Source organism: Hyphomicrobium nitrativorans NL23, assembly GCF_000503895.1.
GTDB classification, from domain to species: domain Bacteria; phylum Pseudomonadota; class Alphaproteobacteria; order Rhizobiales; family Hyphomicrobiaceae; genus Hyphomicrobium_C; species Hyphomicrobium_C nitrativorans.
In genome coordinates this window covers 1,202,375-1,222,283 of sequence record NC_022997.1, presented here as the reverse complement: position 1 = coordinate 1,222,283, position 19,909 = coordinate 1,202,375, and the positions used below count along the sequence as shown (strand labels likewise).

Here is a 19,909-nt window from a genome sequence, read left to right as displayed (position 1 = left end):
TCAGAGTTGGGGAAATTACGACAACAGCTAATGAACGCCGAATATCGAATAGCGCTTAAAACAATATGATTTGTGAGATAGAGAAATGCCCTCGCGGCGAAGTCGGACGACACGCGGACGTTGCATTCTCGGCGCGATAAACGACGTCGTCACCTGCGGATCTGCACCGCCTGAATGCTCGCCAGCAGGTCGTCTCCGAACCCGACGATGCCGGTATCTCCGAGGAGAAGCGAAGGGATAGATGGGCTCTGCTGCGGGTTCTTGATGTCGTAGAGGGCGGAGAAGCGCGAAATGAACTTCTCGATCTTCTCAGGATCTTTGAAATCCGCAAAGTCGAGCCGGTTTGCGATGAGCTTCGCCTGCATATCGACATCGGCCTGCGCGATCGCGTCAGGAAGCCCGAGTGCCGTCATTACCACCTCAAGCAGAGCCTTGTCGGCGAGAATGGAATAAGCAGACGTGATACTCGATGCCTTCCGCTCGAAATAGAGCGCAAGCCGCACACCGGGATTCTGCGATCCCGCCTTTTGCTCCATCGTCTGGCGAATGTAGAGGTCCTGCGTCTCTCGAACCGCGTTCGCATCCTGAGCGAGGCCAAGCACGACACGCTTCGCCGTCCCATCCGCATCGAAGTTGAATGCGGCCGCCATCGCGCGGAAACGCGTGTTCGGCTTGAGATTGACGAAACTCGTCGGATCGTCGATGTCGCTGGTCAGGATCTGCTTCAGGGTCTGCGCCGAAAGCTGCTCCCCTTCCATGCCGAACGCGCGCGTGACGTAGGCGGCAAGACGCGAATTGGCGAGAAGCTGATCCACGGTCTCAATCGTATCGATCGTCTCGCTGTAATACTTGCTCTCCGCTTCGCCTGCTTCCTTTTGGAAGTCGAACTCCCCGAGCGTCGCCGTATAGAGCGCCACCGTCTCGCTCACCGACGAGTTGAGCTGCGCGCGCAGCGGTCCCTGCGGCTTTCCGTCGGGCCCGAAATTGAACGCACCCGCAAGCGCCGTGTAGCGTGAATCGCGGAGTTGGTTGGCATAGCTGAACGGATCGCTGGGATCGCTCAGCAGCACCTGCCGGATCTTCGTCGTCGACTCTTGCGAGGCGTCGAGCCCAAAAGCGCGCATGATGTAAGTATAAACACGCTGGTCCCTCATGACATCGTCGACCGACGTCATAAGCTCGATCATGAACCGATAGTCGCTCGTATGCAGATCTTCGCTTGCACGCGCCTTGTTCTCGTAATTGGCGAAGTACCCGTCGACGAGAAGATCCCGCTGCTCCAGCGTCTGCATCGGCACGCCGGGATCCAGCTCACCGCTTGTGTTGAAGTTGAACAGCGACGCGAGCAGCCGGTAGGAATCGGACGAGTTGGCAAAGCTGTCGGGATCGCCCAGATCGCTGGTCAGCGCATCGCGGACCATTGCATCCGACACGTAGATCGGATCGAGGCCGACCGCGACGAGCGCATAATCGCGCAGGATCGGCTTCGCGAGAAAATCGTCGACGTTGGTGATCCCTCCGGCAAGCGTGTCGAACACAGTCGTTCTGAACGCCGCCGCCGCCGGCGACGCACTGGCCCCCGTCTCCTCGTAGTAAAGCTCGACCGTCCGCGCGAGTTGCTCCAGCGTCTGCGCCCCGCCCGCGGCCACGCTGCCGTCGGCCTCGAAGGAAAACGCCGCCGCGAGCCGCTGATAGCGCACATCGTCGATTGCATTGGCGACGCTGTCGGGATCGCCGAGATCGCTCGTGAGCACGGCTCTGATGAAGGGCTCCGACGCAATGGTCGCGTCGATGTCGTAGGCTGTCAGCGCATAGGCAAACAACCTGGGATCGGCCACGAGCTGATCGACGGAGGTCAGCGTCGCAACTCGCGCCGCATAGTATTCCGCCTCCGCCATGGACGCGCTGCCCTTGCGAAGCCGCTGCTCGGAGTAAAGACCGACCGTAGCTTCGAGATCGCCGCTGTCTTGCACAATCGTGACGCCCTCGGCCACGCGGCCGTCTGGCGCGAAATTGAAAGCCCGTGCAAACGCCTGATAGCGCGGATCGACCATCTTGCGCACGAAGCTGTTGGCGTCGGTGAGGTCGCTTTCCAGCACCTTCCGCATGAACGCCTTCGCATATGTCATGTCCTCAAGACCGTGCGCCTTCATCGCGTAGGCATAGAGGCGCTGGTCTTTGAGGAAGTCGTCGATGGACGTGACATTGCCGATGTTGGCGCGGTAGTAGTCCTGCTCGCGCTTGACCATCGGATCCGCAAGCGTCTGCCGAACCGACTTGCTGAAGTCGGCCGTGTAGAATCTGTAGGAAATGAAGGTCGAAATCATCGCCGGCATTCCGAAGCGTCGGTCCAAGACCTCGCCGGCAAACCCACGAACCTCATCGGGGCGAAGCATACGGAACGGACCCGCGCGGCAAGCCGCAAAGGCCGCGAATCATGCCAGCTGCGTGCTGTAAAGCTACCGCCACGAGCTTACGCGAGCCTGCCGCTGGAAACCGGCGGAGCCACCAGGCGCCCGATGGGGAAAGGCGCCCAGAACGGCCTCGCAGGATGCGCGCGGAATCTCCGTGCGCAGCCGCGAACGGGCGCCCCGAGCCTGCCCCTTACTTTCTCGCTTCGGAAAACTGCCCGTTTGCAGCAGGAGCAGCGTCGGCGGCGCCGACGATCAGGCCGAGATTCTGGACGAACTCGTCGACCCGCTTACCCTTGAGGGCAGACAACAGCTTATCCTCGATCCGCTGGATGATCGGCGAAATGGTCCGGAACAGACGGTTACCTTCGTCCGTGATCCTCACCTCGTAGGCACGCGCGTCGTCCTTGTCGCGCTTCCGCTGAACAATGCCCTTTTTGAGCATGCGCCGCACGATGTCCGCCATCGTCGACCGATCGATACCCGTCGCGTCCACGAGTTCGCTCTGGCTCATGCCGTCGGCGTGCGCCAGCGTGGCAAGCACCGCGTATTGACGCGCGGTGAGATCGTGCTCGGCCATCTCGGCCTGATAAATCTCGGTCACGGCCTGGACGGCACGATGAAGCATGTGCAGCGGGGAGTTCCCCAGTTCCGAGTTCGCTGTCGTTCGCGTCATAGGTGCCCCGTCGATTCGTTACCCGCATGAGTAGTCCGAACGCCACCCGGGGGTTGCCAGGTGGCTGAAATTTCGGAAAACTCTTCGACTCATCAGTCCAGAAACTGTACTAAAGCGCGAACACGGTGCGCGCTTGCCCGACGCGGCATGATCCGTTGACCGAATGGGAAATCGAGCGAGAGGCGGCATCATCGGTGATCTACTCGACAGAAGGCGTGCACCCGCGAGAGCGATTGAGCTATTGGCGAGAGGTCGCGACACGAGGCTACGTCGAGCATGACGTCGAGCTCATGGACGGTCATTCCTTTAACGGGACGATAGAGATCGCGAGCCTTCCCGGCTTGGTGCTCGCGACTTACGATGCGGATGCGGCCACGGTGCGCCGCTCCGCAAAATATGCCGCCCGGGCCGATTGCGACGATGTCCTGCTGGGCCTTCATCTCGAAGGAGAGGTCGCGATCTCGCAAGACGGCCGCGACAGCCTCATCAGCAACCGCAACTTCTATCTCCTGGACCCTCTCCGCGAGTTCGAAGTCGCTCTGAAAGGGCGAAACAAGAACCTCGTCATAAAGATTCCTCGTGTCCAGCTCGAAGCGCGCCTCGGCCAGCTCGGAGATCTCACAGCCTGTGCCATCGCAAAGGGACACCCGGTGTCCACACTCGCCATGGGCTTTGTGGAAATGTTGCCGCAGCAGTCGAAAAACCTCGATTCCATCGCAAGCCTGAACGTCGCGGAACAAGCGCTCGACCTGATCGCCCTTGCCCTCTCGACCCATCAACGGATTGAAGGCGCATCGCTCTCGTCCCCACGCGCCGTCGCGCTCTTGCGTCTCAAGGCGACCGTCGAACGTCTCCTGATCGAACCGGGATTGAAACCCGAGCGGATCGCCACCGAAGCCGGCATCTCGGTGCGCTATGCCAACAACCTTCTCGCGGAGGAGGGCTCGTCGATCGAACGCTACGTCAACGAGCGCCGCCTTCAGCGTTGCCGTCGCGCGCTCGAAGATACCCGACAGGTCCATCGCAGCATCGGCGACATCGCATTCAAGTGGGGATTTTCCGACCTCTCCCACTTCAGCCGCCGCTTCAAGACACGCTTTGGCATGTCCCCAAGCGACTATCGGCGGGAAGCCGCCCGGTTGACGGGCCGCACAACCCTTCCCCCTCCTTAGACAAGCCGGCGCACGCCCTCCGCATCAGGTGACAAGGCCTGCCCGGCGTGCTTAGTGCGTTCTGCCGACGGCTGGCGCAAAAGGAGGTCTGCCAACGGCACGCCCCGAGAGAATTCGCGTGTCGCGGCGGAGGCAACCGAGCCGTGCGCATAAGATCTCGCGCGCGGCGACAGAGATCAGCAAAGAACGCCGAATGTCGAAAAGGATCGCCGGCCCCGAGATCGAGCGGCTCATTCAGCTTCTCGCGCGATTGCCCGGGCTCGGCCCGCGTTCCGCACGTAAGGCGGCGCTCGCGCTGCTGAAACGGCGCGAAGAGCTGCTCGTTCCGTTGTCGGGCGCACTCGCCGCCGCGGTCGAGAGCATCGTGACCTGTCCCGTCTGCGGCAGCCTCGACACCGTCGCTCCCTGCACGATCTGCCGGGACGAGCGCCGCGACCGCTCCGTCATCGTCGTCGTGGAAGAAATGGGAGATCTCTGGGCGCTTGAGCGCGCCGCCGTGATCAACGCCACCTATCACGTGCTCGGCGGCCATCTGTCGCCGCTCGATGGCATCGGTCCCGATCGTCTCAACATCGCCACGCTCATCGAGCGAGCTGGATCGGAGGACGTCAAGGAAGTGATCCTTGCCCTCAATGTCACCGTAGAAGGACAGTCCACCGCTCACTACCTGACGGAACAACTGGCACCGACGGGGATTGCCGTATCCCGCCTCGCGCAAGGCGTCCCCATCGGAGGCGAGCTCGATTATTTGGATGAGGGCACGCTCGCCGCCGCCATCAAGGCGCGCAAACGAATTTAGACCATGAGCCCAAAATATTGATCTTATCGCAGGCCTGGAGCGGCTGACACTCTGACGCGCAACACGTCCCGCCTCTAAGCACTCCGCGAGGACAATCGAATGGAAGCCCGACCCGCCGCGTCATCGCACACCGATGCGCCGCCGAAGTTCGTCACCGGCTCGCTGCTCCGCCACATTCTGGTGATGAGCGGGGCCGGCGGTGTCGGCCTCGGCGCCATCTTTCTAAGCGACCTCGCCAACATCGTCTTCCTATCCTGGCTCGACGATCAGGCGGTGCTGGCTGCCGTCGGTTACGCAAGCTCGATCCTCTTTTTCACCACGTCCATCGGCATCGGTTTCGCCATAGCGGCCACCTCTCTCGTCTCCCGCGCGCTCGGCGCCGGCAGAAGAGTACGAGCATGTCGCCTGTCCGTAAATGCGCATCTCGCAACATTCGCCGCAAGCGCGCTCGCAGCCATCGCCATTTACCTCGCCATCCCATGGCTGCTCTCGTTGCTCGGCGCGACGGGCCACACACATCATCTCGCAGCACGCTACCTGCAAATCCTGATGCCGTCTCTGCCCGCGCTCACCGTGGCGATGACATCGGCCGCCGTGCTTCGCTCCGCAGGCGACGCGCGCCGCGCAATGAACGTCACGCTCTTCGGCGCTATCGTGAACACCATCCTCGACCCCATCTTCATCTTCGCGATGGACCTTGGGATCGAAGGCGCCGCGTGGGCGACCGTCTGCTCCCGCATCGTGTTCATGGCGGTCGGCCTCTACGGCGTCATCCGCATTCACCGTCTGATGGCGCACCCAAAGCTCAACGCGTTCAAAGTGGACGTTCCCGCCTTCGCCGCCATCGCCGTCCCGGCAATCCTGACGAACATCGCGACGCCAGCCTCCCAAGCCTACGTAACGGCCGCCATAGCCACCCATGGTGACGACGCGGTCGCCGGCTGGGCCATCATCGGCCGCGTTCTGCCGGTGGCGTTCGGAGCGATCTACGCGCTGTCGTCATCCATCGGTCCCATCATCGGCCAGAACTACGGCGCCCGCGCGGACGCGCGCATGCGAGAGGCGTTCCGCCTCGCGCTCGTCGTCAACGTCGGCCTGACGCTCGTCGCGTGGATCGTCCTCGCGCTCACGTCGGGATCCCTCGTGCGCCTCTTCGGAGCCACGGGCGACGCTGCGCACCTCATCTTCCTGTTCAATGTCTGGCTCGCCCCCCTGTTCGCGTTCATGGGCGCGCTCTTCGTCGCGAACGCCGTGTTCAACACGCTGGACTTCCCGCATTACGCCACGGTCCTGAACTGGGGCCGCGCCACCATCGGCACCATCCCGCTCGTTCATCTGGGTTCATGGCTTGCAGGCGCCGAAGGCGTGCTCGCCGCCCACATGGCCGGCGGCATCCTGTTCGGATGTCTCGCGGTCTGGCTCTGCCTCCGCCTATTCGACAGGCTCGCCCGCGAACGCGCCTGAACGGCCCGCCACACGCGCCGGAAGCTGGAAGCTGTGCATCACCACCGCGGAAAGCCCCGCGTGGCTGTTAGCTCTCATCGTCGTGGGCTAGGTTGCACGTGACATTGAGTCGACCATGATACTGGCCGCAACCCCGTGACCCACACAGTCTCCGAACGGATCGCCCTCGTCGCACCGTCTGCCGAGGCCGCCGCCGTCCTCAGAAAAGACCTGATCAAGGATCTGGTCGGCCGCGGGCATCGCGTCCTGTGCCTCACGCCGCCCGGCCCCGGTAGATATCAGCGTATGCTGCGCGATTATGGCGCCCAGCATCGCTCCATCGAGGTGCCGCAGCAAACCCTGCGCCTCTTCGTCGAATGGAAGACGCTGTCGAGCCTCATCACCCACTTCAACGACTGGCAACCCAACATCGTGATGGGCATCGGCCCGCGCACGTTGATGCTCGCCGCCATTGCCGCGCGCCGCGCCGGCGTCCGGCGCATCGTCAGCCTCGTCAACGGCCTGCCGAGCGACGGCATCGAGAGCCTCGGGCGCCGCCGCTTCGCTTACGCTGTCCGCACAAGCGACGCGGTCGTCTTCCACAACCGCGACCACGCCCGGACGCTCGCAGACCTCGGCATGCTTCCGCCCAATCTGCCGACCGCCATCGTGCCCGGCAGCGGCGTAAATCTCGCGGACTTCAAGTCAGCGCCCCTGCCGCCGCACGACGAAGGCGTCGTCTTCCTGATGCTCGCCCGTCTCGAACGCAGACGCGGCGTTCTCGAATACAAAGCTGCCGCAGAGGCCATCAAGGCCCAATGGCCGACGGCGCGCTTCCGCTTCGCGGGCCCTGAAAGCAACGAAGTCGACGCCATCCCGCGCGAGGCTCTCTCCGGCGTCATCGAAGACCTCGGCCACTTGGAGGACGTCCGCCCCGCGCTCGCCGCGTGCCACGTCTTTGTCTATCCTTCCTATGCCGAAGGAATGCCACGCGCCGTGCTCGAAGCGCTCGCAACCGGCCGCCCCGTCATCACGACGCGAACGCCAGGCTGCAAGGAGACGGTGGACGAGAAGGTGAGCGGTTGCCTCGTCCCCCCGGCGGACGCACCGGCCCTCGCCCGCGCGATGACAGGCTATCTCACGCATGCCGAGTTGCTTGCCGTCGGCGCACGCGCCGCCCGCTTCAAAGCGGAACGGCGCTTCGACGTTCGCGACGTCAATGCCACACTGCTCCGCGTACTCGGCCTCGCCTGAGCATCGAACATGCAAATTCAAGATGGGCGATACCGGCGGCCTTAGGCCGGCGTGCGATACAGACGCGCACCGAGCCGCGGCAGCAGGAACGAGCGCGTCGGATCGACGAGCATGCCAGGCTGAATGGCCTGCCGCCCTAGCAGCATCCGGTGCTGTAGCCCGTCGCGGTTGGTGAGGCCGATTTCTATCGGCCAGGTCCTGGCGCCGACCCTGAGCCGGGTCACGATCACGGGACGGCTCTCCCGCTCGCCGTTCGAGCACGTCACATCGCGCACATCGCGCAGCACCGCTTCGCAGGGCACGGCAAGCTCGGCTTCCTCGATCAGCGGATGCACGACGAAGCGCACGCGCCGCCCCGCGCCCGATCCGAAGATTTCGATGTTCTCCGCATGGAGAGCGGACGTCCTGGCGCCCGTATCGACCTTGGCCTTGACGGCGCTCAGCCCAAGCTCCGGCAACGCCACCCATTCGCGGCGTCCCAGGATCAGGGTCTTGAGGTCTCGCACCATTGCTTCCCCTTCTGGGGCGGATTTCTCCACAATCTTACCGCAGAATCGGCATCTTTCGCGATACCGGTAATAGTACGTAGTCTTAACGAACGGCCCGGAAAGCCCGGCCAATCGGTCTGATTGACCGGAAACCGGGACTTGCCTATTTCATGACCATGTCCACGCTGCCCATCGTCAAGCTACCTGACCCCATCCTGCGCAAGGTTTCCGATCCCATCGAGCGGGTCGACGCCGAGCTGATCAAGCTCGCCGGCGACATGCTGGAAACGATGTACGACGCCCCCGGCGTCGGTCTTGCTGCAGTGCAGGTGGGCGTCCTCAAGCGCCTCGTCGTGCTCGACGTTTCGGACGGCGACGCGAAAAATCCGCTGGTTCTGATCAACCCGGAGATCCTGACGCTCGGCAACGAAACCCGCCTGCACGAGGAAGGTTGCCTGTCGATCCCCGACACGCATATCGACATCGAGCGCCCGTCCACCCTCACCGTCGGCTATATCGACCGCGAAGGAAAGCCGCAGGAGCTGAAAGCCGATGGCCTGCTTGCAACCGCCATCCAGCATGAAATCGATCATCTGAACGGCAAGCTGATCATCGATTTCCTCTCGCGGCTGAAGCGCGATATCGTCGTGCGCAAGTTCAGGAAGCTGGCGCGCGGCGACGCTCCCGCCTGACATCGCACACTCCGACGCGACGACTCACCGCAGCATCGTCCGCCACCGAAATCTGCCAGGACGTCACCCATGGCTCTCAAACTCGTTTTCATGGGAACGCCGGACTTTTCGGTCCCCGCCCTCGCCGCTATCGCGGATGCCGGGCACGAGATTCGTGCCGTCTATTCCCAACCGCCGCGTCCAGCCGGACGCGGCATGGCCGAGCGGCTATCGCCGGTGCATGCCAAAGCCAACGCGCTCGGCATTCCCGTCCGCACACCACTGTCTCTCAAAGTCGAGCACGAGCAGCAGGCCTTCGCCGCCCTCGAAACCGATGCCGCCGTCGTCATCGCTTATGGCCTGATCCTGCCCCGCGCCGTGCTCGCCGCGCCCCGTTTCGGCTGCTTCAACGTGCACGCCTCCGCGCTTCCCCGCTGGCGTGGCGCGGCCCCGATCCACCGCGCCATCATGGCCGGTGATCCGGAAACCGCCGTCATGGTCATGCGCATGGAGGAAGGCCTCGACACCGGCCCCGTCTGCCTGACCGATCGGGTGGCCATAGAGCCAAACGTTACGACGGGCGAACTGCACGATACGCTCGCCCGGCGCGGCGCCGATCTCATCGTCAAGGCACTCGAAGCGCTTGAAGTGGGCAGCCTCGACTGCACGCCCCAGCCCTCCGAAGGCGTCACCTACGCCGCCAAGATCGAAAAGGCGGAAAGCCGCATCGACTTCACGCGGCCGGCAAGCGAGGTCCACAACCACGTCCGCGGCCTCTCGCCGTTCCCCGGCGCGTGGTTCGAAGCGAGCCCGCCCGACGGCACGCCCGAACGCATCAAGGTGCTCAGAACGGAGCGGATCGAAGGCAGCGGCGCACCGGGCGAAGCCCTCGACGACCGCCTCGCCATCGCCTGCGGCACGGGCGCCGTGCGCCTCGTCGAAGTCCAGCGCGCCGGCAAACGCGCCATGACGGCTGGAGACTTCCTGCGCGGCTTTACCATACCGAAAGGCACGCGCCTTCCGCTCTGACGGTGCCTCGCGCCGCCGCGGGTTAAACATGGCGCGCGAACCTCGAACAGAAACGCCCCGCAGTCTCCTAAACTTGCGCCAGCAAGCCCATCGGAGACACCCATGATCCGCTTCGTTTCGGCGTCGGCCGCAGCCCTTCTTCTCACCGCCACCGTGGCCGTGGCCCGCGACGGGCACACCACCCGCGTCGTTCGCGGCGACGTTTACGGCGCCACTGTCACCGTCGAGGAAGGCGTGCGCGTGTTCCGCCCGCTCCCCTCTGACCGCCACGTGATCGTGAAGCCCGAAGGCAGCGATAACGTCGAAATCGAAATCCGCGATTACACCGTCACCCCCGGTGGAATTCGCCGCTAACGACCCCGTGCTTCAGATCGAGACGCCGAAGGCTCTGGACCGTCGGCGTCTGAAGCCCTATCAGCCTGACGCGGAAGCCATCGGCTCCTGAGACACTGCAGAACGCGATAGGAAACCGCGCGTGTGCAAGCAGGGCCGCAAGAAGAGCGCGTCTACGGTATGCCCCGCTATCGCCTGACCATCGAATACGACGGCACGCCCTTCGTCGGCTGGCAAGTCCAGTCCGAGGGCGTCTCCGTGCAAGGCGTTCTCGAAGCGGCCATTCTCAAGATGACCGGCGCGAGCGTGCGTATCCGAGGCGCGGGCCGCACCGACGCAGGCGTCCACGCGCTCGGCCAGGTCATCCACGTCGATCTCGAAAAGGACTGGCCCGCAGACAAGCTCCGCGACGGTCTCAACTTTTACCTCAAGCCGCAGCCCGTCTCGGTGATCGAAAGCCGCGTGGTGCCGGATACGTTCGACGCGCGCTTCTCTGCAACGGCGCGCCATTACCTCTATCGCATCCTGGCACGCCGCGGCCCGCCCGCGCTGCTGCGCAATCGGGTGTGGTGGATTCCCCGTCCGCTCGACGCCGAAGCGATGCAGGAGGCCGCCCGCGTCCTCGTCGGCCGGCACGACTTCACCACCTTCCGCGCCACCCAGTGCCAGGCTGCATCGCCCCTGCGCACGCTCGACCGTCTCGATGTCGTTCGCGCGGGCGAGGAAATCCACGTCTATGCGTCCGCCCGCGCGTTCCTGCACAATCAGGTCCGCTCGATGGTCGGAAGCCTCAAGCTCGTGGGCGACGGAAAATGGACGGCCGACGATCTCCGCCAGGCCCTCGAAGCGCGCAACCGCGCAGCCTGCGGCGCCGTCGCGCCTGCATCAGGGCTCTACCTCACGGCCGTCGATTATCCGCCCGGCTCCGAAACGGAAAGCTGACCCGCAACGCGCAGGTCTCACCACGCGTTGAACAGCCGCCGGATCACCCGCACGTAGAGATGCCCCGGAATCCAGCCGCGCGGCCACACCGCAAACTTGGCATTCGGCTGATAGCGCAGGCGCGGCCAGAAGCTCGTCGAGGCGCGCCAAATGCTCCGCGCCACCACTTCGGGCTCCGCACCAGTTTCTTCCCACGCGCGGAGATTGGGCGCCACCGCCTCGACAAAGCTGTCGTATGCCGTCAATTCGGGCTTCGTCGCAAGCTCGCGCCGCTCGAAGAACTCCGTCTTGACCATCCCCGGCTCGATGATCTTCACCTTGATGTTGTGATGGCGAAGCTCCAGCCACAGCGCTTCCGAAAACCCGTCCAGCGCCCACTTCGTCGCGCAATAGGCGGAGTAGAGCGGCAGCGTCATGCGCCCTCCTGCCGAGCCGACGTTGACGATGCGCCCCTGCTTGCGCGCACGCATATGCGGAAGCAGCGCGCGCGTCACGTTCATGATGCCGAAAAGGTTGGTCTCGAACTGGCGGCGAATCTGCGCATCCGTCTGCGCTTCGAACGGGCCCATCAGGCCATAGCCCGCGTTGTTGACCACCACGTCGATCGCACCGAAATCCGCGATGACCCGCGCGACCGCGATGTCCACCGATGACTGATCCGTCACGTCCAGTGAATAAAGGCGGATACGGTCGGATACGAACGCGAGGTCGCTTTCCTCCGGTCGCCGCATGGTGGCAGCAACGTTCCAGCCACGCTCTGCAAACAGCTTCGCCGTTGCCCGTCCGATCCCGACCGAAGCCCCTGTGATCAGTACTGTCTTACTCGCGCTCACGCTGACATTCTCCTGCACGCAGCAAGCTGGCCGCGCGAACGAAACGCATCGAATTGAAAGTTGATGATCGGGATCAATCGTCGATAACGGAAAGGAACTCCTGCCGCGTCAGCGCATTGTCGCGGAAAACGCCGAGCATCCGGCTCGTCACCATGTCTGTACCGGGCTTATGAATGCCGCGTGTCGTCATACAGTGGTGCTCGGCCTTGATCACGACGGCCACGCCCTGCGGCTTCAACACGTCGTCGATGATGTTCGCGATTTGCGAGGTCATCTTCTCCTGGATCTGAAGCCGCTTCGCGAACACATCCACCACCCGCGCAAGCTTCGAGATGCCGACCACGCGCCCATTCGGGATGTAGCCGACCCACGCCCGGCCGACGATCGGCGCCAGATGGTGCTCGCAATGGCTCTCGAAACGGATGCCGCGCAGCACGATCATCTCGTCGTAGCCTTCGGTTTCCTCGAAGGTCTTCTGCAGGATCTCTTCCGGGTCGTCGTTATAGCCGCGGAAATAGTCCTGGAACGCCTTGGCCACGCGCTTCGGCGTCTCGATAAGGCCGTCACGGGTCGGATCGTCGCCCGCCCAGCGCAACAGCGTGCGCACGGCCGCCTCGGCCTCCTCGCGTGTCGGCACGGAGAGTTCGGAAGCGTCTGGTTTGATGATTTTATTGCTCATGGTTCGGCGCGCATGCCTCGTACGACATAATGACTAAGGTGATGACTTGGACCGACCTCTCATACGGGCTGGGGAACGTCCTGGATCAGGCGCGCCCAGCGCAGCCATCCCTAACATAGGGGCCCGAAGGGGAAAGGGAAGAAAATCCGGATACGCCTTCGGATGGGCGAAACCTATGATTAATACGCGCGTTGCGGCACTCGGCCGCAAACTTGTGCAGCGCACGATCCGACCCATATGCGGAGCGCAACACCCCGACCACGCGAGAGAACCCCATGCCGTATGACGCCAGAGCCTGTCTCGCAGCCGCTTTAGTTGCCGTCGCAAGCCCAGCAGGTGCAGACGGAATGCTCTCCGATTTCGCCTACCCTCACCCCGTGAAAGAGCACGCGCTTACCTCTCAAGGCCAAGACCTCGTCATGGCCTACATGGACGTCGCCCCAAGCCCCGCCGCCAACGGCAAGACCGCGGTGTTGTTCCACGGAAAGAATTTCTGTGGTGCCACGTGGGAGGGCGCCATCGCACCGCTCGCGAGCGCGGGCTATCGCGTCGTGGTGCCGGACCAGGTCGGCTTCTGCAAATCCACCAAGCCCGTGACCTATCAGATGAGCTTCCATCAACTCGCCGCGAACACGCACGCCCTGCTCGAAAGCCTGGGCGTCGAGAAACCGATCCTGATCGGGCACTCCATGGGCGGCATGGTCGCCACCCGCTACGCCCTGAGCTTCCCCGAAGACACCGGCGCGCTCGTGCTCGTCAACCCGATCGGCTTGGAAGATTGGAGCGCAAAAGGCGTACCGCCCCGCACGATCGACCAGCTTCTCCAAGGCGAGCGCAAAACGACCGCCGCGAGCATCAAGGCCTATCAGCAGAAGGTCTACTTCGGCGGAAATTGGCGCCCCGAGTACGACCGCTGGGTCGACATGCTCGCCTCCATGTATCAGGGCGACGACAGCGACCTTGCGATGCTTTCGCAAGCCCGCGCCTCCGACATGGTCTTTTCCCAGCCCGTCGTGCACGAGTTCCCGCGCATCTCCGTCCCGACCGTCCTCATCATCGGCGAGCGCGACACCACCGCCATCGGCCGCGACCGGGCACCGCCCGAAATCGCGGAGACGCTCGGCAACTATCCCGTCCTCGCCCGCGAGGCCGAGCAGCGCATCCCAGGTAGTCGCCTGATCGCCTTCCCCGATCTCGGCCACTCGCCTCAGGTCGAAGACCCGAAACGCTTCAACGCCACGCTTCTCGACGCGCTCGCCGCTCTTCCTTCAAAAAGCCTTCCCTGAGCCATCCCCGCTGAGAAAGCCCACAACGCAATGACCAAAAATATCTCGCCGCCCGAAGCACTGATCTACGCCATGGTGACCGTGTCTGCCGCTGACCGCGCGATCACGACCGACGAACTCAACCGCATCGGTTCCATCGTCCGCGAACTTCCCCCCTTCAGGGCCTACACCGACGACTGGCTGGCCGACGCCGCTCAGGACTGCGGCAAGCTGCTGCGCAAGCCGCACGGCGTCGAAAATGTGCTCGACCTCGTCAAGGCGACGCTGACGCCGGAACTCTATGAAACGGCCTATGTGCTTTGCGCGGAGGTCGCCGCCTCGGATCTCGCCGTGCACCACGAAGAGGAGAAGTTTCTCGCCCTGCTCGCATCCAATCTGGAGATGGACGATCTCGTCTGCGCCGCCTTGCGCCGCGCCGCCCGCGCGCGCCACCATCAGCTCTGACAAACCAGACCATCGGCAAAGCGTACGATCTCCCCACCGCTTCGAGAAGATTCCCGTCGAGCGTCGCGCCCGAGCTTCGCCGCGGCGCAAGATCGTGATCGCCATCTCGCGCCCAATGCACACGGATCGCATCCGACAATCCATATGTCGCGATCTCCTCGGGACCGCCGAACGGATCGCGCTCGCCCTGCACGATCAACGCCGGGCAGGTGAGATCCAAAAGATGCGCAGTTCTCAGCTTCTCGGGCTGCTTCGGCGGATGGAACGGATAGCCAAGACACACAAGGCCCGCGATACGCCCGCCGTCGAACAGCGTTTGCGCGACAAGGCTCGCGACCCGCCCTCCGAGCGACTTTCCGCCGATGAGCAGCCGTCCGCGCACGCCCAACGCCTCCGCCGCTGCAACGGCAGCCTCATACTCCGCCATCAATGCCTCGGCCTTGGGCGGCGGGCGCCGGCTTCCCGTCCGCTGCCGGGCCGCCATATAGTCGAAATCGAAACGTAGCGCGCGAACCCCAGCCTCTCCCAGAGCGGCACACAGCGCATCCATCCACGCGCTCGTTACGGGCGCACCGGCCCCTGGCGCGAGCAAAACGGTCGTCTTCGCGTCGGAAGATCCTGTAATGAGAAACGGCATCGCATGCCTCGCCAGGTGAACGGTGAAATCTTACAATTTCCGCGCGATCCACAAAGGGGGTCGCATTTTCGCCCAGCCCGCGGGTAGGATGCGGACGAACGATTTGCCGCGGGGTTTTATGGTTTTCTCCCGACGCACAGCAACACGCGCCGCAATCTGGCTTTCCGTCCCGCTGACCGTACTTGCCACGGCCATCGGCGTCGGAACGACGCTCACGTCGGCAGGGACGGTGCAAGCGGCAAGCGTGGCCATTCCCTTGCCGGCAAGAAAACCACCCGTTCCGGCCAGCGCGGCGAACTACGGGATCAAGAAAAAGGCCCCCACGGCCAAGCAGCTTTTCGGCACCGTGAAAACCGGCGCGCCCATCGCGGCCCGCGCCGTCGGCTTCTATGCGAAAGGCTGTCTCGCAGGCGCCAAGGCCCTCGCCGTCGACGGCCCCGGCTGGCAAGTCATGCGCCTCTCGCGCAACCGCAACTGGGGCCATCCGAAACTCGTCTCGCTCGTCGAACGCTTGGCGCGCGAAACGACGGATGCCAAAGAATGGCCCGGCCTGCTGGTGGGCGACATCTCGCAGCCACGTGGCGGGCCGATGGTCTCCGGCCACACCAGCCATCAGATCGGCCTCGATGCTGACGTCTGGCTCACGCCAATGCCCGACCGCACCCTCACCAAACGCGAGCGCGAGGACATGTCGGCCGTCTCGATGCTTGCCGCCGACCGCGTCTCCGTCAATCGAAAGGTATGGGGCGAAGGCCAGGAAAAGCTCATCAAACGCGCCGCGTCCTATCCCGAGGTCGAGCGCGTCCTCGTCCATCCTGCGCTGAAGAAAGCGCTCTGCGAATCGCCGGGCGCCGATCCCTCGTGGCTACGCAAGGTGCGCCCCGTCTTCGGCCATTTCTACCACTTCCACATCCGCATGCGCTGCCCCGCGAATTCCACGAGCTGCCAGGCGCAACATGCCGTGGGCGAGGATGACGGCTGCGGAAAGGAACTCGATCAGTGGCTCAAGCGCGTCGCGCCCAAGCCGCCCGCGCCGCCGGCACAAGCCAAAAAGCCGCCGGCCAAGCCCGCACCCCCACGGCTGCCGAAGCCCGAGATGACGTTGGCCGACCTCCCGGACGAATGCAGCACCGTGCTGAAGGCAGGCGGGCACACGCCCCCGACCGAATATCAAAAGGTCGTCGACCGCTCCAAGAACGCCGCACCTCCGAAGGACGCGGCACCGGCAACCACAACGTCGCTCACGAACAATCGCTGATCGCTCGAAACCGCCGTTTAAATCACCGCCCCCGGCCGCGGTGGCGGATGCCCGAATGGCCGCACCGGCACCGTATAGACGCGTTCGGCCGCAACCGACACGATCTCCCGCTCGGGCCACCGCAGCGCCGAAAGCGCATTGCCGAAACAGCATCCCGTATCGATGCAGATGGTGTTGTTCACCCAATCCGCCGCCGGCACCGGCGTATGGCCGTAAACAACCGTCGTCCGCCCGCGATACTCCGCCGCCCAGTGATAGCGGATCGGCAAGCCGAATTCGTCGGTCTCGCCCGACGTCTCGCCGTAAAGACAAAACCGGCGCACTTCGCCCGATATTTCGCCCAGCATCTCATCCTTGATGCCTGCGTGCGCGACCGCAAGCCGCCCGCCTTCCAGCCACAGGTAGACCGGCAGTGCCTCGAAGAACGTCTTCACGCGCGCTGGAAACGCACGCGGCTCGGCTTCGAACTGCGCGATGGTCCGGTCGAGCCCATGCGTGGGCGCGACCTTCTTGCCGTCGAGCCAGCGCATGAACTTCACGTCGTGATTGCCGGGCACGGCCATCGCCGCCCCGCTCTCGACCATACTCATCACGATCCGCAGCACGTCAGGCGCGCGCGGACCGCGGTCGATGAGATCGCCGACGAAGATCGCGCGACGACCCGCAGGCGGCGTCACGCTGACGTCCACCGCACCGGGAACACCGCTCCAGCGCACGTCGTAGCCCAGCCGCACGAGAAGCGACTCCAACTCGCCCGCGCATCCGTGCACGTCGCCAATGATGTCGAAGGGCCCCCACTCGTCTCTCCGGTCCACCCGGCCGAGCAAAGGGGCCTCGTTGAGGTTTGAAGTCATGGACCGGCTTATCTAAGTGCGCCCGATGGCGGACGCATGACAGCAAATAATAATCAAGTCTCGATGTAGTCGGCAACATGCCGGCGGGGCCGTGGCACATCGCTGACGAAGGGGGCCAGGTGTTCGAGACCGGCTGGAACCGGCCCGCCGTAGGCCCAGTCCAACAGCTCCACCGTATGCACGAAGGGAACGTCCAGCCCGCCTGCAAGCTGCGTCATGCAGCCGATGTTGCCGGCGGCCACCACGTCCGCGCGCGTCGTGCGGATGTTCTTCTGCTTGCGTGCCCTGAGTTCGCCCGCGATCTCCGGCTGCAGGATGTTATATGTGCCTGCCGAACCGCAGCAAATGTGGCCTTCCGGCACATCGACCACAGCAAAGCCCGCCTGCTTCAGAAGCGCGCGCGGCTCGTCGTGCACGCGCTGCCCGTGCTGCAGCGAGCAGGCCGAGTGATACGCCACCCGGATGGACGACCAGCGCTCAGGCGCGCCGAGCTGATACTCGTGGAGAAATTCGGAAACGTCCCGCGCCAGAGCCGAGATGCGCGCCGCGCGCGCCGCATAGGCCGGATCGTGCCGGAGCATGTGCCCGTAGTCCTTCACCGTCGTCCCGCAACCCGAGGCATTGACGATGATCGCATCCACCTCGCCCCGCTCCACCTCCTTCGACCAGGCATCGACGTTGCGGCGCGCATGCTGATGTGCCTCCGTCTCCTGGCCGAGATGATGCACCAGAGCGCCGCAGCAGCCCGCGCCGTGCGAAACGATGACATCGACCCCGCGCCGCGCGAGCAACCGGATGGTCGCGTCGTTGATGTCGGGCCGCAGCACGGGCTGCACACAACCCGTCATGAGGATCACGCGCGCGCGCCTCTCGCTGTGGGTCACGGCCGTTCCCGCGCCCCGGAAGCGGCCCTCGCGCGAAACGCCCTCTTTCGGAGCGAGCGCGAGCATCGCCGCCACTTCCTTGAGCCCGAACCGCTCGAACAACGGAATGAGCGGCCGTCCGAGCCCGGCGGCCTTGAGCGCCAGGCGGAACCGCATCGGATAAGGGAGCACGAACGCGAGCATCGCCCTCAACGCCCGCTCCTTGAAGCTGCGTTGGGTCCGCTCCTCGATATGCGCCCGCGCCGCATCGACGAGGTGCATGTAATCCACCCCGCTCGGGCACGTCGTCATGCAGGAGAGGCACGTCAGGCAGCGGTCGAGATGATGGCGAACCTCATGCGTGGGCGCGCGCTCGTCCTGCCGCTCCAGCATGTCCTTGATGAGATAGATGCGCCCGCGCGGACTGTCCCGCTCGTCGCCGAGCACCACGTAGGTGGAGCACACGGCGGTGCACAGCCCGCAGTGCACGCACCGCTTGAGAATGCGGTCGGCCTCCGCCGTACGCGGATCGGCGAGCTGCTCAGGGCTGAAGTTCGTCTGCATCTCGGGCCTTTGGATCGGAGAGAAGCGTTTCGGCTTCCTCCTCTTCTACATCGAAGCGTACATGCGTCCAGGGTTGAGCAGCCCCAGCGGATCGAACGCCTGTTTGATGCCGCGCGTGATCCGGTCGACAGCGGGCGCCAACGGCTGGAACACGTCGACCGACTGGCGCACCGGCTGATCGGCCCGGATCAGCGTCGCATGCCCGCCGTGGCTCGCAACCGCGCGGCGAATATCGGCGCTTCCCGCGTCCGCCGACGCAGGCGTTTCGAGCCACACGAGCCCGCCCGACCAGTCGTAGAACGCCTCCACCGCCATATGCCGCCGCACCGCGGCCACGAGGGCTGCGGCCTGGCTCGGCGTCGTCGAAATGCGCCACAGATGCGTGCCGTTCGGCAGCAAGAAGGAGAGCTTGCGCGCTTCCGCCCAGAATTCGAGCGAGCTTTCGAGTTCGAGCTCTATCGGCGTTCCATATGCGACGAGAACCTCCCGCAGCTTCTGCTTGCGGTACGTAATGGAGCGCGTGAAATTTTCGAGGCGGATCGCCGTCAGCGGCTGCCCCGCGCTGGCAAGCCCTTTATGCCGGAGCCTTCCGGCCAGCGCTTGCGAGAGATGCACCGTCCCCGACACTTCGTACGGCTGCGTCAGCGCAAGGCTCATCAACTCGACGGCGAGATCGTCCGTCAGATCCGGATAGACAAGGGTCACCACGTCGTCGGGCAGCGGCAGCACCTTGAACGTCACCTCAGAGAACACGGCCAGCGTGCCCCAGCTTCCCGAAAGCCCGCGTGCCACATCGTATCCGGTCACGTTCTTCATCACGCGCCCGCCGGATTTGAAAATCTCCCCGCGTCCGTTGACGCCGCGCATCCCGATCAGATGATCGCGCGCCGCCCCGTTCGAAATACGGCGCGCGCCGGACAGATTGGCCGCGAACACCGCACCGATGGTTTGCAGCCCCGCCCCCGCGCCAAGCGCCGGCCCGAGGTCGATCGGCTCGAACGGCAGCATCTGCCCGCGCGAAGCCAGCTCCACCTCGATCTGTGTGAGCGGCGTGCCCGCCCGCGCGGCCATCACCAGTTCGGACGGCTCGTAGAGCGAGATGCCGCGCATGCCCGCCGTCGTCATCGCGACAGGCGCAGACACGGGCCGGCCCACGCCGCGCTTCGATCCCGCGCCCATGATCTCGACGGGGATCGCGCGTTCCCTCAGCGCCGTCATCATGCTTTTGAGCTCCCACTCCGTGGCGGGTCTCATGATGTCGTCCATTGGCCGC

At 64.4% G+C, this 19,909-nt stretch carries 19 protein-coding genes and 1 pseudogene; 11 read left to right on the top strand and 9 right to left on the bottom strand.

Features of this window, described 5'->3' with window-relative positions; translation table 11 throughout:
• Positions 1-149: 149 nt before the first annotated feature.
• Positions 150-2,327, bottom strand: a complete 2,178-nt coding sequence (locus W911_RS05660) for a DUF1217 domain-containing protein (protein WP_158412836.1) — start codon at positions 2,325-2,327, stop codon at positions 150-152.
• Positions 2,328-2,604: 277 nt separating this feature from the next.
• Positions 2,605-3,039 carry a MarR family winged helix-turn-helix transcriptional regulator gene (locus tag W911_RS05655; RefSeq protein WP_244438609.1) on the bottom strand — a complete coding sequence of 145 codons (435 nt, stop codon included), beginning with the start codon at positions 3,037-3,039 and terminating at the stop codon, positions 2,605-2,607.
• Positions 3,040-3,281: 242 nt separating this feature from the next.
• On the opposite strand from W911_RS05655, the gene W911_RS05650 reads away from it, so the two are divergent.
• The 4 genes from W911_RS05650 (at position 3,282) to W911_RS05635 (ending at position 7,755) form a co-directional block, all read left to right on the top strand.
• Positions 3,282-4,259 (top strand): helix-turn-helix domain-containing protein, encoded by a 978-nt coding sequence (locus W911_RS05650; protein WP_158412835.1) that lies wholly within the window; start codon positions 3,282-3,284, stop codon positions 4,257-4,259.
• A 193-nt stretch (positions 4,260-4,452) separates the two neighbouring features.
• A complete protein-coding gene (gene recR, locus W911_RS05645; protein ID WP_041317609.1) occupies positions 4,453-5,058 on the top strand; it encodes a recombination mediator RecR in 606 nt (201 codons plus the stop codon).
• Positions 5,059-5,157: 99 nt separating this feature from the next.
• Positions 5,158-6,522, top strand: coding sequence for an MATE family efflux transporter (locus W911_RS05640; protein WP_023786557.1), 1,365 nt, complete (start codon positions 5,158-5,160; stop codon positions 6,520-6,522).
• Between the two features lie 135 nt (positions 6,523-6,657).
• Positions 6,658-7,755, top strand: coding sequence for a glycosyltransferase family 4 protein (locus W911_RS05635; RefSeq protein WP_023786556.1), 1,098 nt, complete (start codon positions 6,658-6,660; stop codon positions 7,753-7,755).
• 41 nt (positions 7,756-7,796) lie between these two features.
• On the opposite strand, the gene W911_RS05630 is transcribed toward W911_RS05635, so the two are convergent.
• Positions 7,797-8,264 (bottom strand): ATP-dependent zinc protease family protein, encoded by a 468-nt coding sequence (locus tag W911_RS05630; protein ID WP_041316330.1) that lies wholly within the window; start codon positions 8,262-8,264, stop codon positions 7,797-7,799.
• Between the two features lie 155 nt (positions 8,265-8,419).
• Here W911_RS05630 and def point away from each other — a divergent pair, with 155 nt between their 5' ends.
• The 4 genes from def to truA all read left to right on the top strand — a co-directional run bounded on the left by def (position 8,420) and on the right by truA (position 11,218).
• Positions 8,420-8,935 carry a peptide deformylase gene (gene def / locus W911_RS05625; RefSeq protein ID WP_041317607.1) on the top strand — a complete coding sequence of 172 codons (516 nt, stop codon included), beginning with the start codon at positions 8,420-8,422 and terminating at the stop codon, positions 8,933-8,935.
• A 69-nt stretch (positions 8,936-9,004) separates the two neighbouring features.
• Complete coding sequence (gene fmt, locus W911_RS05620; protein ID WP_023786553.1) at positions 9,005-9,943, top strand: methionyl-tRNA formyltransferase; 939 nt, start codon at positions 9,005-9,007, stop codon at positions 9,941-9,943.
• Between the two features lie 102 nt (positions 9,944-10,045).
• Positions 10,046-10,297 (top strand): hypothetical protein, encoded by a 252-nt coding sequence (locus W911_RS05615; RefSeq protein ID WP_023786552.1) that lies wholly within the window; start codon positions 10,046-10,048, stop codon positions 10,295-10,297.
• Positions 10,298-10,456: 159 nt separating this feature from the next.
• Positions 10,457-11,218, top strand: a complete 762-nt coding sequence (gene truA, locus W911_RS05610) for a tRNA pseudouridine(38-40) synthase TruA (RefSeq protein WP_041317601.1) — start codon at positions 10,457-10,459, stop codon at positions 11,216-11,218.
• A 17-nt stretch (positions 11,219-11,235) separates the two neighbouring features.
• Here the strand turns inward: truA and W911_RS05605 are convergent, their stop codons facing one another.
• Complete coding sequence (locus W911_RS05605) at positions 11,236-12,051, bottom strand: SDR family oxidoreductase (RefSeq protein WP_023786549.1); 816 nt, start codon at positions 12,049-12,051, stop codon at positions 11,236-11,238.
• Between the two features lie 73 nt (positions 12,052-12,124).
• Positions 12,125-12,730, bottom strand: coding sequence for a GTP cyclohydrolase I FolE (gene folE, locus W911_RS05600; protein WP_023786548.1), 606 nt, complete (start codon positions 12,728-12,730; stop codon positions 12,125-12,127).
• A 275-nt stretch (positions 12,731-13,005) separates the two neighbouring features.
• Between folE and W911_RS05595 the strand changes: the two genes are divergently transcribed.
• Both W911_RS05595 and W911_RS05590 read left to right on the top strand, forming a co-directional pair.
• Positions 13,006-14,016, top strand: coding sequence for an alpha/beta fold hydrolase (locus W911_RS05595; protein WP_041316328.1), 1,011 nt, complete (start codon positions 13,006-13,008; stop codon positions 14,014-14,016).
• Between the two features lie 30 nt (positions 14,017-14,046).
• The gene (locus W911_RS05590) at positions 14,047-14,460 is read left to right on the top strand and encodes a tellurite resistance TerB family protein (RefSeq protein ID WP_023786546.1); all 414 of its coding nucleotides are present in this window, start codon (positions 14,047-14,049) and stop codon (positions 14,458-14,460) included.
• A 91-nt stretch (positions 14,461-14,551) separates the two neighbouring features.
• On the opposite strand, the pseudogene W911_RS18670 reads toward W911_RS05590, so the two are convergent.
• Positions 14,552-15,010 (bottom strand): annotated as a pseudogene (locus W911_RS18670) (alpha/beta family hydrolase); the annotation flags it as partial.
• 205 nt (positions 15,011-15,215) lie between these two features.
• Here W911_RS18670 and mepA point away from each other — a divergent pair.
• Positions 15,216-16,355, top strand: a complete 1,140-nt coding sequence (gene mepA, locus W911_RS05580; RefSeq protein ID WP_023786544.1) for a penicillin-insensitive murein endopeptidase — start codon at positions 15,216-15,218, stop codon at positions 16,353-16,355.
• A 17-nt stretch (positions 16,356-16,372) separates the two neighbouring features.
• Here the strand turns inward: mepA and W911_RS05575 are convergent, their stop codons facing one another.
• Genes W911_RS05575 through W911_RS05565 form a run of 3 tightly spaced genes read right to left on the bottom strand, consistent with a single transcriptional unit; the run spans position 16,373 to position 19,902 of the window.
• Complete coding sequence (locus tag W911_RS05575; protein WP_081717649.1) at positions 16,373-17,209, bottom strand: metallophosphoesterase; 837 nt, start codon at positions 17,207-17,209, stop codon at positions 16,373-16,375.
• 53 nt (positions 17,210-17,262) lie between these two features.
• Complete coding sequence (gene glcF / locus W911_RS05570) at positions 17,263-18,636, bottom strand: glycolate oxidase subunit GlcF (protein ID WP_023786542.1); 1,374 nt, start codon at positions 18,634-18,636, stop codon at positions 17,263-17,265.
• Positions 18,637-18,681: 45 nt separating this feature from the next.
• A complete protein-coding gene (locus W911_RS05565; protein ID WP_023786541.1) occupies positions 18,682-19,902 on the bottom strand; it encodes an FAD-binding protein in 1,221 nt (406 codons plus the stop codon).
• Positions 19,903-19,909: the final 7 nt, after the last annotated feature.

Coding starts and splice junctions, on each gene's coding strand:
- W911_RS05660 (WP_158412836.1), bottom strand. CDS start 2,327: ATGATTTCGACCTTCATTTCCTACAGATTCTACACGGCCGACTTCAGC.
- folE (WP_023786548.1), bottom strand. CDS start 12,730: ATGAGCAATAAAATCATCAAACCAGACGCTTCCGAACTCTCCGTGCCG.
- W911_RS05595 (WP_041316328.1), top strand. CDS start 13,006: ATGCCGTATGACGCCAGAGCCTGTCTCGCAGCCGCTTTAGTTGCCGTC.
- fmt (WP_023786553.1), top strand. CDS start 9,005: ATGGCTCTCAAACTCGTTTTCATGGGAACGCCGGACTTTTCGGTCCCC.
- mepA (WP_023786544.1), top strand. CDS start 15,216: ATGGTTTTCTCCCGACGCACAGCAACACGCGCCGCAATCTGGCTTTCC.
- recR (WP_041317609.1), top strand. CDS start 4,453: ATGTCGAAAAGGATCGCCGGCCCCGAGATCGAGCGGCTCATTCAGCTT.
- W911_RS05590 (WP_023786546.1), top strand. CDS start 14,047: ATGACCAAAAATATCTCGCCGCCCGAAGCACTGATCTACGCCATGGTG.
- def (WP_041317607.1), top strand. CDS start 8,420: ATGTCCACGCTGCCCATCGTCAAGCTACCTGACCCCATCCTGCGCAAG.
- W911_RS05565 (WP_023786541.1), bottom strand. CDS start 19,902: ATGGACGACATCATGAGACCCGCCACGGAGTGGGAGCTCAAAAGCATG.
- W911_RS05615 (WP_023786552.1), top strand. CDS start 10,046: ATGATCCGCTTCGTTTCGGCGTCGGCCGCAGCCCTTCTTCTCACCGCC.
- W911_RS05640 (WP_023786557.1), top strand. CDS start 5,158: ATGGAAGCCCGACCCGCCGCGTCATCGCACACCGATGCGCCGCCGAAG.
- W911_RS05630 (WP_041316330.1), bottom strand. CDS start 8,264: ATGGTGCGAGACCTCAAGACCCTGATCCTGGGACGCCGCGAATGGGTG.
- glcF (WP_023786542.1), bottom strand. CDS start 18,636: ATGCAGACGAACTTCAGCCCTGAGCAGCTCGCCGATCCGCGTACGGCG.
- W911_RS05575 (WP_081717649.1), bottom strand. CDS start 17,209: ATGACTTCAAACCTCAACGAGGCCCCTTTGCTCGGCCGGGTGGACCGG.
- truA (WP_041317601.1), top strand. CDS start 10,457: ATGCCCCGCTATCGCCTGACCATCGAATACGACGGCACGCCCTTCGTC.
- W911_RS05655 (WP_244438609.1), bottom strand. CDS start 3,039: ATGCTTCATCGTGCCGTCCAGGCCGTGACCGAGATTTATCAGGCCGAG.